17 protein-coding genes are annotated in these 16,824 nt (G+C 55.7%); 3 read left to right on the top strand and 14 right to left on the bottom strand.

Annotated features, from left to right (window positions below; all coding sequences use genetic code 11):
• Positions 1-193: 193 nt before the first annotated feature.
• Complete coding sequence (locus tag L6R21_24055) at positions 194-3,166, bottom strand: DNA polymerase III subunit alpha (protein ID MCK6562284.1); 2,973 nt, start codon at positions 3,164-3,166, stop codon at positions 194-196.
• A gap of 682 nt (positions 3,167-3,848) precedes the next feature.
• On the opposite strand from L6R21_24055, the gene L6R21_24050 reads away from it, so the two are divergent.
• Positions 3,849-4,517, top strand: coding sequence for an SOS response-associated peptidase (locus tag L6R21_24050; GenBank protein MCK6562283.1), 669 nt, complete (start codon positions 3,849-3,851; stop codon positions 4,515-4,517).
• 556 nt (positions 4,518-5,073) lie between these two features.
• Here the strand turns inward: L6R21_24050 and L6R21_24045 are convergent.
• The 4 genes from L6R21_24045 to L6R21_24030 form a co-directional block, all read right to left on the bottom strand.
• The gene (locus tag L6R21_24045; protein MCK6562282.1) at positions 5,074-6,141 is read right to left on the bottom strand and encodes a DUF72 domain-containing protein; all 1,068 of its coding nucleotides are present in this window, start codon (positions 6,139-6,141) and stop codon (positions 5,074-5,076) included.
• Positions 6,142-6,162: 21 nt separating this feature from the next.
• Positions 6,163-7,323: a hypothetical protein gene (locus tag L6R21_24040; protein MCK6562281.1), complete on the bottom strand. Its 1,161-nt coding sequence runs from the start codon at positions 7,321-7,323 to the stop codon at positions 6,163-6,165.
• A gap of 7 nt (positions 7,324-7,330) precedes the next feature.
• Positions 7,331-7,588, bottom strand: a complete 258-nt coding sequence (locus L6R21_24035; GenBank protein MCK6562280.1) for a hypothetical protein — start codon at positions 7,586-7,588, stop codon at positions 7,331-7,333.
• A 139-nt stretch (positions 7,589-7,727) separates the two neighbouring features.
• Entirely contained in the window at positions 7,728-8,006 is a 279-nt protein-coding gene (locus tag L6R21_24030) for a hypothetical protein (GenBank protein ID MCK6562279.1), read from the bottom strand.
• A gap of 790 nt (positions 8,007-8,796) precedes the next feature.
• On the opposite strand from L6R21_24030, the gene L6R21_24025 reads away from it, so the two are divergent.
• Positions 8,797-9,654, top strand: coding sequence for a DUF1566 domain-containing protein (locus L6R21_24025; protein MCK6562278.1), 858 nt, complete (start codon positions 8,797-8,799; stop codon positions 9,652-9,654).
• A gap of 167 nt (positions 9,655-9,821) precedes the next feature.
• Here L6R21_24025 and L6R21_24020 read toward each other — a convergent pair whose 3' ends face one another.
• From L6R21_24020 to L6R21_23995, 6 genes are all read right to left on the bottom strand, one after another.
• Positions 9,822-10,307, bottom strand: coding sequence for a transposase (locus L6R21_24020; GenBank protein ID MCK6562277.1), 486 nt, complete (start codon positions 10,305-10,307; stop codon positions 9,822-9,824).
• A gap of 23 nt (positions 10,308-10,330) precedes the next feature.
• Positions 10,331-10,735 (bottom strand): IS630 transposase-related protein, encoded by a 405-nt coding sequence (locus L6R21_24015; protein ID MCK6562276.1) that lies wholly within the window; start codon positions 10,733-10,735, stop codon positions 10,331-10,333.
• 202 nt (positions 10,736-10,937) lie between these two features.
• Entirely contained in the window at positions 10,938-11,390 is a 453-nt protein-coding gene (locus tag L6R21_24010) for a YHS domain-containing protein (GenBank protein ID MCK6562275.1), read from the bottom strand.
• Between the two features lie 224 nt (positions 11,391-11,614).
• Complete coding sequence (locus L6R21_24005) at positions 11,615-11,848, bottom strand: hypothetical protein (protein MCK6562274.1); 234 nt, start codon at positions 11,846-11,848, stop codon at positions 11,615-11,617.
• Positions 11,849-11,871: 23 nt separating this feature from the next.
• The gene (locus tag L6R21_24000; GenBank protein ID MCK6562273.1) at positions 11,872-12,486 is read right to left on the bottom strand and encodes a sigma-70 family RNA polymerase sigma factor; all 615 of its coding nucleotides are present in this window, start codon (positions 12,484-12,486) and stop codon (positions 11,872-11,874) included.
• A gap of 76 nt (positions 12,487-12,562) precedes the next feature.
• The gene (locus L6R21_23995; GenBank protein MCK6562272.1) at positions 12,563-13,204 is read right to left on the bottom strand and encodes an MOSC domain-containing protein; all 642 of its coding nucleotides are present in this window, start codon (positions 13,202-13,204) and stop codon (positions 12,563-12,565) included.
• A gap of 387 nt (positions 13,205-13,591) precedes the next feature.
• On the opposite strand from L6R21_23995, the gene L6R21_23990 reads away from it, so the two are divergent.
• The gene (locus L6R21_23990) at positions 13,592-13,930 is read left to right on the top strand and encodes a hypothetical protein (GenBank protein ID MCK6562271.1); all 339 of its coding nucleotides are present in this window, start codon (positions 13,592-13,594) and stop codon (positions 13,928-13,930) included.
• 101 nt (positions 13,931-14,031) lie between these two features.
• Here L6R21_23990 and L6R21_23985 read toward each other — a convergent pair whose 3' ends face one another.
• From L6R21_23985 to L6R21_23975, 3 genes are all read right to left on the bottom strand, one after another.
• Entirely contained in the window at positions 14,032-14,682 is a 651-nt protein-coding gene (locus L6R21_23985; GenBank protein MCK6562270.1) for a hypothetical protein, read from the bottom strand.
• Between the two features lie 174 nt (positions 14,683-14,856).
• Positions 14,857-16,056, bottom strand: a complete 1,200-nt coding sequence (locus tag L6R21_23980; GenBank protein MCK6562269.1) for a T9SS type A sorting domain-containing protein — start codon at positions 16,054-16,056, stop codon at positions 14,857-14,859.
• Between the two features lie 498 nt (positions 16,057-16,554).
• Positions 16,555-16,824, bottom strand: a 270-nt coding sequence (locus L6R21_23975; GenBank protein ID MCK6562268.1) for a right-handed parallel beta-helix repeat-containing protein, incomplete at its 5' end; no start/stop codon positions are given.

Raw genomic sequence — 16,824 nt, 5'->3', positions numbered from 1 at the left:
GAAGGCGGAAGCCCTCGGGTGGCGCGGAGAAGAGCGTTATGGCGTTTTTCAAATGCGTGCGCAGGAATCGTAGGCTTGCCCCCTCGTGGGGCACTGTGGCAACCGTGAATTTATTGGCTTCGACAGCCGCCCACCAGGGGCGCGGACTAAAAACCTGCTCACCCAATTGCAAACCGCTTTAGTCAAAATCTTGCTACACCGCTTGTACAAACGTCACATTGAGCGCAATCGCGCCGCGGTCATTCTGCACCCAGCCGCGCAGCAAAAAGGGCCGGTGATTCTGCACCATGAAATGGCAAAACTGCCGGTATACCCTCGGGAAAAACACCGTCTCGAAAATCGCGGTCTCGTCCTCGAAGCTGTAGAATTCCATGATTTCATCCTTCACGGTGCGCACCAGCTTGCTCGTCACCAGCCAACCCACCAGTTGCACGTGTTTGCCGACCGAGCGCGGCAGGTCTTTGGCAAAGATCCTTTTGAGGGGCGCAAGCTGCGACTGGAACAGCTCCAGCATGTTGCCGCTCCAAAGCACGCCCAGTGCATTGAACTCGTGCTGCCGCCGGAGGCCGGGACTGTAGTCTTGGAGTTGCCGGGCTTGCCGCCGTTGCGCTTGATACCAGGCTTCATCACCCGCGGCGAGCGTGCCGGCGTTGGTGAGGCAGCGCAGGAGCCAAATCAAGCCGGGCCGTGACAGCTCCGGTTCGACGGTATCGAACAAACCGGCCTTGATCATGAGGCGCGCATCCGCAGGCGCCAGGGCCACGCGCCGGTGAAAATCCCAAAAACTTTGATAAGGGCCGTTGCGCCGGCGTTCTTCCAGCAGTTGGCGCACTGCCGCGGTTGCAACTCCCCTCAACTGCATCAAGCCCACGCGCACGGTTTGGCCTTCTCCCACATACTGCCAGTCGCTGCGATTGATATCCGGCGGGAGAATTTGCAAACCCAGGCGCCGGCATTCGCTCAAATAGGCCTGGGTGGAATAATAGCCGCCTTGATTGGAAATCACCGCGGCCATGAAAATGGCGGGATAATGCACTTTCAGCCAGGCGCATTTGAAACTGAGCATGGCATAAGAGGCGCTGTGCGGCTTGCAAAAGGAGTAACCGGAAAAACTCAGAATCATGTCCCAGATTTCGCGGATTTTGGCCGGAGCCAGGCCGCGCCGGCCGCAGCCGCTGAAGAATTTTTCGCGAAAATCCGCCAGCCTCTTCTCGGCGTGTTTCTTGGTCAACACCTTGCGCAGTTGCTCGCCCTCGTCGGTGCTGAAATCCGCCAGCGCAATCGCGGTTTTGCTGACGTCTTCCTGATAGACCATCACGCCGAAAGTTTCTTTGAGCACCTCGGCCAGCAGGGGATGCAGCGGCGCGTACGGCCGGCCGTGCAAGCGCTCCACGTACATGTTGATGTATTTGTTGGCGGCGGGACGAATCAGCGAGGACAGGGCGATCAGCGTTGCAAAATCGCCGCGCCGCGCTTTGTGAAACAGCAGCCGCATGGCCGGCGATTCGATGTAAAAGCAGCCCATGGCTTTGCCGTCGCGGATCAATGCCTGCGTGGCCTGATCGTCGATCGGATTCCAGATTTGATAATCCAAAACCAGGCCATGTTGCCGCTCCAGCTCGGCCAGAGCATCGCGCACCACCGCCAAACTGCGATTGCCCAGCACGTCGACTTTCACCAGGCCAAAATCCTCAGCCTGGTCTTTTTCAAATTGAATGATGGGTACGCCCTTGGCGGCGCGCTGGCGGGGCACATGGTGATCCAGCCCCTCGCGCGCGATCACCACCCCGCCGGCATGCACGCTCAGGTGCTGCGGCGTGCCGCGCAAACGTTCTGCCAGCGCGAAGATTTCCGGCCAGGGCTCGGGGAAATCATCCTGGCGGTACACCGGATGCTTGGCCACCATTTCGGCGATGCGCTCACTTTCCCAACCGGAAAGTTTTTTGGTGACGCGTGAGATTTCGCCGGGCGGCAGGCCGTAAACTTTGGCCACGGCGCGAATGGCGGCGCGGGTTTTGAGCGTGACGTGATTGGAGATCATCGCGGCCTGCGCCTCGCCATACTTCGCGAAAATCCAATTCAAAATGTCATCGCGCTCGTCCCAGGCAAAATCAATGTCGGCATCGGGCAGGTCTTTTCTGCCCGGACTCAAAAAGCGCTCGAAATAGAGATTATGGGCAATGGGATCGACGTTGGTGATGCCCAGACAATAACTCACCAGGCTGGCCGCCACCGAGCCGCGGCCGCACGTGCGCGGAGATTGCTGCACGATTTCGCGCACCACCAGAAAATAATCCGCAAACCCCTTGCTGATGATCACCTGCAGTTCATGCTCCATGCGGTCGCGCACGGCTGCGGTCATTTCGCCATAGCGTGCCCGCGCCCCACGCTCGCACAGCTCGCGCAAAAGCTCGACGCTGCTGTGGGTTGCGCCGGTGTCATAGGTGGGGAAAATCGTCATTCCGAGGTGGAGTTGAAAGGCCGCGCACTGCTGCGCGAGCCGGCCGGCGTTTTCCACTGCCGGCGGGCAGGCGGAAAATTCACGCGCGTGCGCGGCTGGACTTTTGAGAAAAGCCTCGGCTGAGACGAAATGATCCTTGGGCACGCGGCTGAGCGCCGCGTTTTCATGAATCGCGACCAGGAACTGATGCAATTTGAAATCTTCCGGGCGCAGAAAGTAAATATCCGTCGCCGCGGCCACGGGTATGCCGGTGCGCCGGCTTTGTCTCATCGCGTCACTGAAATTCGACCAGGGCCGCAGCTCGATAAAAAGATTCTCCGTGCCGCCCGCTTGCGCCAGCGTTTCCAGCAAGGGCAGGGAGTCGCTCAACACAATCAAGCCCTCACGATGCGAGGACAACTGCGTGAGTGAGAAATTTTTGTCAAGATGGCGGGCCGAGAGCATGCGGCAAAGATTATGGTAGCCGGCACGCTGGTAAACCAGCAACACGGCGCGCTCGCGGTGTTGAATCTCCGCGCCGATGATGGGTTGCAAGCCGTACTCCCGGCACAATTCCAAAAACCACACCAGGCCATAAATGCCGTTGCTGTCCGTCAAGGCCAGGGCCGCATAGCCCAGCGCATGGGCGGCGGCGCACAACTCCCGCAACGAGGGCACGCCCTTGCCAAAGGAGTAATGGGAATGCGCGGTGAGCAGGGGAAACATGCTGCATGATTTCCATTAGAGCCGTTTTCAACTGAATCAAAAGGTTTGTAGTCTCCGCCCCTTGTGGGCGGCTGTTGAAGCCAATGGATTCGCGGGTGCAACAGTGCCCCACCAGGAGGCAGGACCATAAATCTGCACACGCATTTGAAAAATGCTGTAAGTGCGTGGGTTTGCAAAGCCGCATAAAACTGCATGAAGGTTTGCCCGCGAAGGTTACAGCGGTTTTCAATTGGGTGAGCAGGTTTGTAGTCCCCGCTCGGCTGCCAAGGTCAATAAATTCGCGGTTGCCACAATACCCTACGAGGGGCCTCGGTGTCAAGTTTAGTATTTGGGAGAAAGCAAAAGCCCCAATGGGGCGGCCTATGAAAGCTTGGGGCAACGCCCCAAGATAAAGTTCAAGCCAAACTCGGAGTGCCAACGGCGCGAAATAGAATGAGGCGAGGCCGCATACGTAATTTCATTTCGCCCTGATCGGGCTATAAAACCCGGCGATTTCTTGTTTCCCAGGGCGTTGCCCTTTGCTATCACATTTGTCCCCGCTGGGGACAGGCGCTTTCGTTCCCGCAGCCCCGGGATCATCCTGTCAGCCGGTGAGAAAAGGATTGAGTTTTCCCGCCGGCGGTGTTAAACTAGCCGGTCAAAATCGTTGCCGGATCTCACCAAGCTGCCAAGAGAGGTGGTTATGTGCGGACGTTACACCAACACAGCCAACCTGGACGCGATGCAAATGCGCTTTGATTTCGACACCGAGGAAACGGATTTTGTGCCGCGCTACAACCTGGCGCCGACGCAATACGCGCCCGTGCTCATCCTCGATCAAAACGGCCATCGGCGGCTGGAGATGATGCGCTGGGGCTTGATTCCGCATTGGGCCAAAGACGCCAGCATTGGCAATCGCATGATCAATGCCCGCAGCGAGACCATTCAGGAGAAGCCGGTCTTCAGGTCATCCTTCAAGAAATACCGCTGTCTGGTGCCGGCCGATGGCTTCTATGAATGGCAAAAAACCGGCAAAACCAAGCAGCCGCTGCGCATCATGCTGAAATCGCGCCAGCTTTTTGCGATGGCCGGACTGTGGGCGAAGTGGCAGGGGCCGGACGGCAAGGAAATCAGATCCTTTACCATTCTCACCACTACGCCCAACGCGTTGCTGAAGCAGATCCACGACCGCATGCCGGTGATCCTTCCGCCTGATCTTGAAGAGGCCTGGCTCAAGAGCGAAGACATTGATCAACTGCAAGGCCTGCTCGTGCCTTATCCGGCGCAGGAGCTGACGGCTTACGAAGTCTCGACGCTCGTCAACAGTCCGAAAAATGAGGTCGAGGATTGCATCAAGCCGAAGCAAGACTGAGCCGGATGAATGAGAATGATTGGCGGCAGAATGATGCTGCGAATGAAGACAACAGATGACTCACTTGGCTACGCCAGATTTCAGACAAGCTGCACGCTTGGCCCTTCGCGCTGCACGGAGATTTCTCAACGGATTGAAACAACCCGACTGCGCAAAGCGCTTTTTATCTGTTGGGTTGTTGCGATCAGTGGTGATAAGGCCATCAGGCGCTCAAAGTCAGAATAAAATTCTGAAAGATCCTTGACCACAAAGCAACCGCTTGCACCGCGGAGGCGCGGAGAGCGCGGAGTTTCAAAATCAAGAGAGTCCTTCTCGGCGGTCTCCGCGTCTCGGCGGTGAGCTTGTGAGGTGAATGGCGAGGGGGTGTACTCAAATCTTCACAAGATCCTTACTGGATGACAACTGGATGACAGTGGTGGTGGATACCTCGTGCGAGACAACAGTGTACGAATCGGACTTATTGCTGCCCGCGGGCTTCAGGTTTCAGCTTGTCTGAAATCTGGCTTAGAAAAGTTAGAATTCCATTCCAGCGCGGCGATCGCCGCATTTTCGCGGTTCAAATGTTTGTTGCAAGCGCCGGTATGCGATCCGGCGCGGGTGTTTTCGCCGGCGCAGCGAGCTTCCGGCGCAGGGCAGCATCCAATTCTTGCACCGTAGCCGGAGCATTGCCCTCGGCGCGGTTGTTGATGAGCAGCGAGAGATCAACCGAATGCTGCAGCGCGTGCTCGATCAATAATTCCATGTCTGCGCGCATCTCCGGCAGGCGGCGGTGAATGCGATCATAGGGCGCATAGGCTTTTTGCACCGCGGCATATTTCACCCGCGGCGGGGTCAACACCCGCACCGCGGCGAACGGCGCGGTGAAGCCCACGAGCGCGAATTGTTCCCGCAGCAACCGCATCGACTCCCACTGGTTGAAGCAATGGGCCACGCCGTGTTGACGCAAGACTTGAGCATATTCGGCATTGACCAGGTTGCGGTCTCTGAGTTCTACGGCATAACGGAAATCCTTGGGCACGGCGGCAAAGAATTGCTGCAAGGCCCGGTTGAAGCGGCGCGGGTCAGGATTGCTCCAGCGTTGCCGTGCCGTGTCATAATAACCCAGCCGCATGAATTCGAACAGAAACATGGCGGCGTGTCCGGCAAAGGCGCGGCGGTAAGGTGAGAGAAACTGATCGGCAAAAACCCGCGCATTGAGGAAATTTTCATTGCGCTGGCGCTCATAAGTCGCGGTGCCCGCCTTGTGCCAATGGCCGATCTTGGTAAGCCCCTGCCAGACTTTGATCACCACCGGAAAATTCGGAGTCAAATAGCGCGCGAACTCCGCCAGCTCGCCGGCGGTAAACAGCCGGTAATGCGTCATGTCAAAGCACAGCGTGGCGAACGGTTTGAAGGCACAATATTGCGCCAGCAAGTCGGCGCGATAAGTACCGCCGATTTTTTTCTGTTTGATCACGGCAGTGCCGGCTAGGCCGTGCGGCGTGACAGCAGGGCTGCGAAACAAGGGCAAATCGGTTTCACTTTTGTGGTCATGATAAACCACGCCCTGCCATCCCACCGGATAGTTCCAACTGCAGCTTCCCCATTTGATCAAGCGTTCGTAATCTGCCAGCGTTAAAGCCATCGCTTCACCTCGCGATTTTCTTCAATTCACCCGCACATAGCCCACGGCCTTTTCCCCGCAGCGTGCGCGCACCGCCGCCATTGCCAGTTGCAGCTTTTCCGCGCGCGCCGGCGTGGGCGGTGAAAACAAATCGAGCTGCCGCGCTTGCGGCGAGAGTTTGCCGAGCGCGAGAATAATGGTGCGCACCCGCACCCGGCGCCGGGTGAGGCGGTACAACAACTCCCGGGCGGCGGGATAAAGCGCCTGCGCCAGAAACGCCGGTGAACGCAAGGGCGTCTGGCCCATCGCCTTCTTGCCGTCGCTGAAGGTGATCTCCATGCGCAACTTGCCGGTGTTGCATTTTTTCAGGCGCAGTTCCTCGCTTGCCCTTTCCACCAGAGGCAAAAGTTGCGTTTGCAGGAGGGCGGCGTCATTGGCGTCCGGCGCCAGCACGGCGCCGTGAATGATCTCGGTTGCCCGCGCCGAGTCCGGGGACACCACCGGCGTGTCATCGATGCCGTGCGCCTGCTCGAACAGCACGCCGCCCAGTTTGCCGAAGACCATCACCAGATCGGGCGCGGCGAACCGGGCGATTTCACCGATGCGCAGCAGATTCAATTCCTGCAATTCCTGCCACACCGTGGCGGTCACCGCGGGCAAATAATTCGACCACAACGGCGCGAGAAATTTTTGCTCGTGGCCGCGGCGGATGGCCTGCACCGCATTGGCGGGAGCGACTTGCGAGCTGATCCGGCTCAGCAATTTGTTCGCGCCCACGCCCGCCGTGCCGGCGAGCCGCAGTTGCGCGTGGATTTCCTTCAGCGTTTGCCATCCCATGTCAACCGCGCGGCCGGCGGTGCGGGCGGTGTGTGTGACATCGGAATGGGCGCGGCCGAAGCGATACGGCTCGACCACCGGGGAAAAATTCAACAGAATCGCGGCCAGCCGGGCGTTGCCGGAGGAATAGTAGGATTCATCCAGCGGCAGCACGGTCAAATCGCGGCACAAACGCCGGGCGCGATAAACCGGCATGCCGGCCACGATGCCCGCGGCGCCGGCAGCCGGCGAAACCGAGGCCAACCTGGCCCGCTCGCCGCCCAAAGCCGCGACCGCCACCGGCCGGCCGTGCAAGCGGGGAAAACGCACGCATTCCAGCGCGACCGCAAAGTTCGGGATGTTGATGTGCAGAATCGTCCGGTCCATCTCAGCTTCATCCTTCCATGAGCACCTGGCCGAGGCGCCAGCGCATTTCCGCCGGCTCGAAAATCAGCTCATACATGTCCGCGCTTCCGGCTGAAACCGTGAAATGATGTTCCTTCACCGTGCCCAGGCCTTTTTCCTCCCAATGCAAATGAATGCGAGCGATCGTGTAAGTCCGGTTCTGCCAATCAAAGCAAACCGGCACCACCCGGCCCAGGCGGTAATCCGTGGTGACGGCGATGATCTCGTTTATTTCTTCGGCACGCAAGTTCTCACCTCATGAGCTGTAGTCCAAGTCGGCAATGCCCGTTTGAAAATTGAGATGATGATTGCCCGAAACAGAAGAGGCGCGCGCTCCTGCCATGGCAACACGAAGCTGGCAGGGCACCGCCCGGTGCCGGGAATGCTCACCGCGGGTTGATCGCTTGGCGCAAGCTCCACATGCTGGTTTTCAAATCCTGAATGAGATCATACGCCTCGCGCTGGCGCTCGATCTTGATGTGATAAACCATGTGTTCCCGTTCGTGGATGATCTTCTTTTGGCGGCGAGTCACGCGCAGGATGCGGTAGCGCTCGTTTTTGTAATGAATCAAAAATGGGTCAAGCCGGCTGCCTCTGCCGGCATAGCGCAAATCGACTTCCACCAGCACACTTTGGCCCTTCGGCAGCTCCAATGGCTTCGGCATAATCGCGTCTCCTTGAGCATTTGAAGGTGATTTTAGAGACACCATTTTTATCAATTATAGTGATCTTTAATTCACCATTCAAGAGAAAACTTGCCTTTTCGAAAATATAATGTGTCTTGTTTAAGGTTAGTTTTTATAGAGTCTTATTCAGGATTGAAATGCGCCGTAGCGGAGGGAGATATATCAGGCCGAGGTAGATGTGCCAGAGTGTCAGTCCAGAAATGAAGAAACCGCCCGGGCGCTTGGCTTAGAAGCGTGCCCAAGGCAAATGAAACTCGTTCTTGCGCATGCCGAACCGCCCGGGCGGTGGTGTGTTGGGACGGCCCGCCAGCTCGATCATCTCCTTCCTGGTTTAGCTTGACGGATAACACGGCCGCGGTCGCGGCTGGAAAAAGCATTTGAACTCCACCGCGGCAGTTTGTATCTTCGCCGGCACAAGGCACATTTGGGAAAACATTCCGCTTTCGGCTGTTCCGCCCTGCAGGTTTTTGTGCGCTTTCCCAGAGCGCGCCTTGGGCTTGCAAGGGCTTTCAGTTTCGGGATTTCACCGTGGCTGCTTCCGACATTCACCCACCCAAGGTTTTATCAGCCATTCCTGGACGGACAAGCCCCTGGTGCTCGAGTTGGAGGAAGCCTTGCGCCGGGCCGGCGCCGCGGTTTGGGTCGATCATGCCGGCATTCGCGGCGGCGACAGCCTGCCCAGGCGCATCAGTGATGCGCTCGAGCGGTGTGACGCGCTGCTCTTGATTTGGTACCAGGCCGCGAGCGAATCGGAATGGGTGGCGCTGGAATGGGAAAACGCGATTTCGCTCAAGAAGAAGATCATTCCCTGCCTGCTGGACGGCACCAAACTGCCGGGCATTTTGGCCAGCAAGGCTTTTATATCAATTTGCGTGATGCTGCAAAAGCAACAACAGCTTTGCTGGGCGCTTTGGGATTGGATGCCCAACCCTTGGTTGAGACCGCGGCAAAGGAAACAGTCGCCGCCGTGCCGCACGGTCCGCTGACTGCAAATCAAGAAACTGCTCCACCGCCGCAAGCCCAACCCAAGCTGGCCAAAGCCAAAACTGCCGACCAGAAGCCGTTACCACAAGAACCCTCGCCCCCGCAACCATCAAAGTCTCTGCGGCCGAATCAGAAAGTCACAAGCCTGCGTTTCAAACCAGTGGAGAATCTTTCCCCAGATGCAGTGCCGGCCATGCTCAAGGAAAAGGGATTCTTTGACTACTACATAAACAAGCATGGCCGCGGCTTACGGCATCAGTATGAAAGCGTCGAGCGGAATGGCGCAAAGCTGGTGATTGATCACGCTACCGGTCTCACTTGGCAGCGAGGTGGATCGGAAGAGTTAATGACCTTCGCAAACGCGTTGAAATACCTCGAACAACTCAATCGCGAGAGGTTTGCGGGCTATAATGACTGGCGCTTGCCGACGCTCGAGGAGGCGATGTCTTTGATGGAGCCTGAGAAAAGGAATCGTGATCTTTATATCGATCCGGTGTTTGACAAGAACCAACATTGGATCTGGACCGCGGACAAAGAGGCGTCGGGCGGGGCGTGGGTTGTTTATTTCTACGGTGGCGCCTGCACCCACGGCGGCGTGCACGACCCCAACTACGTCCGTGCCGTGCGCTCCGGACAATCTTGATCATTTGGGGTTATTGGAATCATTTGATCATCTCTTCGGGTGAAACGCGACCGCCCGAATCTTTGAAAGATTCTCAGACTCACGCAAGGCTTTCACCGAGCGAGCCCTGTGGAATACCAATCATTGATTTACGGCATTTTCTAATTGAATGAAGAGGGATATCTGCACTACCTGGACCAACCGGCAATGTCACTCTTCGTCACTTCATTGATGGCTTGCTTAAGAGCAGTCTCAAGTTTCTTTCTTGTCGTTGAGCGTTTCTTCCGCAGTATAGCCTTGATCTTTGAAATACATTCCTCCAAGGGGTTAGGATCCGGGCTATAGGCTGGCAAATATTCAACACGAGCTCCGAGATCGCGAAGCTTGGCGAGAATCCTTTGGTTATAATGAAACCTGATGTTGTCCATCATCACAATGTCATCGCGCGTCAATTCGCGAGAAAGGAAATGTTCGACATAATCTTCAAAAACTTGACCATCAACGCTGCCTTCGATTGTGAGCGTGGGACCAACGCCTGTCAAAGACAGTGCACTGATCACTGACAGTCTGACCGCAGGGTCGAAGGCCTCGGACATGTGTGCTCTTTTGTCTTTGGCAGATCGCGCATGAGAACGATTCATCCTCGTTTTGGTGCCATATTCATCGATAAACAAGTGCGCCGCGCCTCTATCTTTTCCTACTTTTTGCTGAATGCGGCTCCATCTGCCGGATCAGCCTCTTGCGCTGATCGCGACTTTTTTACTGTTGTTTTGCGTCTCTCCAAGCCATACCAAATGGTTGAGACGCTGACCTTGATCTTGGCCTGCCTTTGGCATTTCAAGCGAAGCTCGTTCAAAGTTATATACGGTACTTGCTCCACTAGATCAATCAAGAAGTCAAGGGTTCTATCATCAAGTTTTTGGTGAGCACCGCCACCATGAGGCAAAGGCGCAATATGGCCTAGTTGTTGGCGTTGCCGCAGCATTTTGTAAATGAATGATCCATGGACGCCGAACAACCTTGCTATTTCACAAAAGGTGCCAATGCCGCTGTCAACCGCATTGACAATTCGCTGACGGAGATCTGGTGAGTAGGTTTTCATGATGATCGTGTAGACAGAATAGCCTACTCATCCAAACAGAAAATGCGGTTAGCTAATTGAAATAAAAAAATGCACGCCTAATCTCAATTTGCGCACATTGTTTGGCACATGAATCGCTCAGCCGATTTTCGCTGCCCTTATTCTCCTTCCCCTTCAACAAACCGGCCCCGCTGCGGAGCAACGGGGCGCGGTATCTTCGACTTTACTTCTTGTTGCTTTTCACGAGCTTTGGCCAATTGGCTTCCGCTTTGCGAAAATTAGCCTCTTCATGCTTGGCGAATTCGCGCTTGATGTCCTGGTTGTATTGCAGGACGAGACGGCCATTGACGATCTCCCAGGTATCGATTTCTACCGGGAATAACTGGCCAATGGACACGCCATATGCGCAATAGCCGCCGTAGATCGGAAGATACTTTTCCGGCTGTTTCTCGAATGTGGCTTTGTTCTCCGTGGAGGCGAACAAATATTTGTAGCCGTGATATTCCGCCACAATGCCCGGATTGCCCTTGGCCGCTTGGCCGATCGTGTGGAACGCCACCGGATCGTAACCCTGCAGCGCAATTCTGCTGTGGGCATCAGCGTTGACGAGATCACCCGCCAGGGCGAGATTTGTGGATAGCATCAAGCCTGCTAAAAATGTGATGACGCGTTTCATGTTTGCTCCTTTCTTTTGGTTGAGGGATGAGAGGGCGCGGTCTCGCGTCCTTTGTCTGCGTCATCTGTATAGACGACGTGAGGAGCAGATATCTTACCTCGTGAGGTCGTAACCCAGAGCGCCAATTTGCAATCTAACCAGACTGGCAGCACTGAGCAGCGAGATTTTCATTCAGCACCGCCGGAAGGAGTTCTGCCGATCAATACACTTGCATAATGCGCCGGCTACTTCGCATCGTTCAGTGCGGCCAGGAGCAATTTGAACTCTTCGTCGCACTCTGCGCACAACTCGATATGATGGAGCACGGGCGCGAGTTCCTCGGGCACCGGTTCTCTCCGTTGCACGATCTCTAGCAGCCGGCCAACGCGTGAGAGCCATTCGTCGCAATCAATCTCTTCCGGATGAGTAGCCGCGAGGCTTTGGGCAAGACGATCGAGTATTTCTCGGGTAAGCTTCATAAGCTGTCTTCTTTCTCTTCTGACTACTCGTGAAAAAGTTCTCTGACATCTTCGGCGCAGATGCCGTTTCGTTCGAGGCCCGCTCTCAGTTTCTTGCGCGCGTCGTGTTCCAGCTTGTAGAGCGAGTTGCGGTTGAGGCCAAGCCGCTCCATTAATATAGCTTGCGGAACGCCGGCCAATGAACCCAGCACGGCCTCGCGCTGGCGCGAGGTGAGCAGATTCTCGATCAACTTATAGAGCAACTCCACGGCCTCCTGGCGCTGGCTGTCTTGTTCCTGCGTCGGCCTCAACTCGCCATGTTCCAACCTGTCCAACGCCACCTGATCCAGCGACACATTTTTCCAATGCGCGCGGCGCAGTATCGTCATGGCCGTGCGCACGGCGATCACCGTCGCCCAGGTTGTAAATTGGCTGTCGCCGCGGAAGCTGTTCAGGTTATTCGTAATCTTCACTAAAGCCTCCTGAACAAAATCTTCCACGATGGCGTCGTCGACTCCGGCGCGATTCCGAAAAGCGCGGCTTAAGTTGCGCCGCAGAATGCTGGTGAGATCGCGCAAGGTTTCCTGTACCGCCGAGCCTTCACCGCCTAATGCGGCAAGCCAATCAGCATTGTTGCGCTCAGAGTTTCGAGTGGTCATTTTCGCCCTGCAAATAAACGATACTTTCGGTTTGACGTGAATGGAAATTGAAATGGAAGCTGTCCATCCCACTTTGCTATCTCGCCGCCAAGCGCTCCGCAAACATGCCGTGCCAGCCTGGCGAAAGACTGCGCACTCGCAGCGCCTTGTTGAGCGCCTCGCGATCGTCGTGATCGCCAAAGGCAAGATGAAAAACTTCTTGCACGGTCATCTTTTCGGGAGCGACCTCGATGCGCTCGATCGCATCGCCGGCGCCGACTTCGCCCTCTTGCAGAACGCGCAGATAAAAACCGGTGCGGCCGCTCGCCATGAAAAGTTTCGGAAATTTGGGCAGATTCATTTTGATGGCCAGTTTATAGCACGGCACGCGCGGCTGCGTGATCTGCACGCTCGCGCTGCCAATACGGAAAACGTCGCCGATGTGGACTTGATCTTCTGTCATCCCCACCACCGTAAAATTCTCGCCGAACTGGCCGTAAGGCAAATCTTCACGGCCAAGCTTTTGCTTCCAGTAATCGTAATGCTCGAACGGATAGACATATACCGCCTGGTGAATGCCGCCATGCACGGTTGAATCCGCCTGGCCATCGCCATCGAGATTCAGCTCGCGCAGCATGACACGCCCTGGCACCGGCTTTTTGAAGATGCCAGTGGTCACGGTTTCCCCTTTGTATTGAATTTCTTTTGGCGATGACACGTTGACGGAAATAAGTTTCATGGCGCCTCTGCTTGGCAATTGAAAATTGATCCAGCCCACTCAGGGCCAAAAAGCATGCGAACAATAACAACAAATCCGCTTGTTTGTTTAATCCGTAAAAATGCGACAACAACGGAAGTTGATTCTCATGAAATCACCGCCGGCCAATTTTCGCAAACGCGGAGGGCGATCTTCACGAAATGGAGCAAGCCTGATTGGAGCACGCCCAACATCCGTCCAAGATCGACAGTTGGATATGCTAAATTCAATGTTTGTGTCAAGAATAGGCTGGAGTCTTCACTACAATACTCGATTCTTCGTGAGTCGATGTAGCGGCGTCAGGTGCAGTCGCTGCAAAAGGACCTGCGGCGCGGGTTCGGGTTTACGCACGCACGGCAGCCGGTTTTTTTGACCTTGCCACGTGGGCAGAATCGCCTCAACAAGTTTGAGTTGACGGATCTCATCGATGACTTTGTGTGGTTCATCGCCCAAACCGGGGTGGCGACAGAACTGCGCGAGGCATTTCCACCTTTGGTGACCACACGCCAGGGGCGAAATCAGGGAGGCAGGTCTTCACTGCGCGGCGATTTTCGCGATTTTTCAAAGGATGTGAAAACAGAAGAGCGAGTTGACCGCACCCGACCGGCAAAACCGGCCCCAGAATGCCCAACTGTAGAAGTTGGGCTGGCGGTCTGTTACCTTGAAATGTACAGCCTCCGGGCAACTTGCGATCAACCGGCTGATTGAACAAACGAAAGTCCGTCCAAACCACGGGCGGCGCGTGCGGATGGTCTTGTATTGCTTCCGGGTAAAACGCAGTGAAACCGTTGATGCCGCCCAAGAACAGCTCACCTTTGGCGCGCTTGACATAGGCACCGGCACTGAACTCGTTGTCCTGCAAACCATCGCGCGCGTCGAAATTCTAGAACACGCGCGCGCGCGGATCGCAACGCGACCGCCCATGATTGGTGCTCGTCCATAGGTTGCCTTGCCCATCGCTCAGAATCGCGTAGAGTTGCCATATTGGGCAGGCCGTTCTTGGGGGCGAAATGCGCAAACTGCCCGGTCGCGAGGTCAAAGCGATTCAATCCGCCGCCCGCGGTACCGAGCCGTAAATGCTTCTCCGGCTCGAACGGATCTTCACAAATAGCACCTTCACGATCCTCAAAAATCTTATAAGCCACCGTTTGATCGATTTCCTTGGGCATTGGCTGGTGAAAAGATACGATCTCCGCGTCACCCGCCATGCTCGCCTCGCGCCCACGCAAGCGGTACAATCCCGCATAGGTGCCGAGCCGCAAAAACCCCTTGTGATCTTGTGGCACGCACGTGATATTGTTTTGCGAAAGGCCGAGTTCACTCTGAATGTGGTCAAAGTGCAGCGGTGGCGCGGCTTCGTTCTGCGCGTGCAGCGACGTCGTCGCCAGAAGCAAGAAAAGAAGGGCAGCAAAGCGTCGGTTGATGGCCGTAAGAAATGGAAATACGAATCGGTTTGGCATTAGGCTCGGCTTCCCGCGCCATTTAAAACGTAACACCAAAACCCTTTGAGCCAAATACCACGGCAACAAAAAAGGCGATAATGCTGGACATTATTGCCTGTGGTCAAAATCGCGAAGGTTGAGATTTGCTGCGAGGGAATCGTGGGACGATTCCCTCGCAGCAATCTTCGAACATCATTTCATGAGGATGAGCTTGCGTTGCGCGGTGAATTCACCGGCTTTGATCACGTACAGATACACGCCGCTCGCCACGCGCTCGCCGCGCTCGTTCGTCGCGTCCCATGTGAAGCTGTGACGACCCGCGCTCATCTCGCCCGCGACGAGCTGCTTCACGAGCTGCCCGTTTGTGTTGAAAATAGACAGCGTGACTTCACTGTACACTGGTAACTGAAAACTGATCACGGTCGTGGGATTAAACGGGTTTGGATAATTGCCATGTAAAACATAGCTGCTGGGAATGTTGCTTTCATTGCTCGCCACGCTCGTGACCGCCGGGTTGTACCTAAACAGCGTCTGCTGTGCGGCGCTTTGTGCGGCGTTGAGAGTTACCCTGGCAATCGGTTCTTTCGCCACGTCATTATAGAAATAGAAGAAAACGGTGGTATCAACGCCTAGACCGTGAAAGCCGGCCTGAATCGCGTCATTGGTAATATCCAACCAACCGAGTATGGGATGTTTGCCGTCTAAGCGAGTTTCCGTGTACCGCGTACGCTTCTCCCGCAACACATCATAAGTGCCGCCGGGTATGCTCATGCTGCCATATGCATCCACGACATCGATTTGGCTAATCGCCATGCGATAGCGTAAGGAGTCAAGCGTTGCGGGTAGCGCCGCGACGAGTGCAGGCTTAAATGCGGAAGGCAGAAATCTTTCAAGTATCCCGGACGAGCTGGCGTAGATGTCGAAAAAATTCAGAGGCGCTTGGCGCTCCGTCAGCGGCGGGTTATAGTGGAAGAGCGAATTTGAGACGAGGTCATACGGCGCAATGCCATAATAGGCTTGTAATTCAAACCGGTTGGCGGTCACATTGTAATACTCCTCCGCATGAGGCGTGGGCGGAAGTGTGACCAATTCGGCTCCGGACACTTGTCCGGACACGCTACCTTCGCTTGCCGCGCGAAAAATGAAATTTTGCGTGGCATCGACATTCAGGCCACTGAGGTCCCAAGTTTGAGGGCCGCCCGGCGGGGTGAAAATTAGATTGATGACGGAAGGGGAGTTATTCACCGCCATTTTCAGCGTATCGCCGGCGCTCGGGAAAGTCGCATTGGTGACGGTGATTTGCGCAAAAGCCGGCGCGCAGCACATAAGCGCAACGACGAAAGTCGTTATCACGCTGAGCAAAGCCGCAGAGCGTTTCGGTGCATGTTGCATGACAATCTCCGATTGGTGATTAATGGCTGAAGCATAGCTTCTTGCTGACTCCATGCGCAGTTCGACCCGTGCTGGTGTCCCGCGGTGTGCTGGAGGATTGAGAATCGAAAATAGAGAATTGCGCTCCGCGATTCGCGATTCTCAATCTTCGAAATTCACTTCATGAACATGCGCTTGCATTGCGCGGTAAAAACTCCGGAGTGCCATGTTTATAGCTCGCCGATTCAAAAGCCCTCGGAACTTTGGAGGCATGAAATGTTTTGGGGAAGTGCATTATGATCAATCCGTATTTCACTCTTACGCAGTTTGCCGAAAGCGGATGAACGCACGCTAGACACATTTCATCCCTCCGGGATTGAAAGAGCGCCGGCGCTGCGTGTGCCCAAAACAACAAACGGGCGCGCAGCGATTTGCTTCGCGCCCATAAAATCTGTAGAGACGAGTCGCCGACTCGTCTCTACCTGTTCTCTACCAACGCCATGCCCCATGCGACGCGGCCTAGAACCCGCTGGTGCAGCCCGCGCTGTTCTTAATAAACACGTTGCCCGAGTTGCCGGCTAGGTTCTCGATGTCACAAGGCACGTTCCCGAACGCCGTGTTCTTTTTCACGGTGTTGTTGTTCGAGTTGCTGCGCACCAGAATACCCCAACTGAAGGATCCGGTGTTGTTATTGGTCGTATTGCCGCTCACGGTATTGTTGTTGGCATAGATCAAATCGATGCCGCTGGCGGTGTTGTTGTTGCACTTGTTGTCCTTGATCACGTTGTT

The organism is bacterium (assembly GCA_023150945.1).
In the GTDB taxonomy this organism is placed as follows: Bacteria; Zhuqueibacterota; Zhuqueibacteria; order Zhuqueibacterales; family Zhuqueibacteraceae; genus Coneutiohabitans.
The sequence above is the reverse complement of the archived record's forward strand: the minus strand, read 5'-3'. Positions and strand labels throughout refer to the sequence as shown.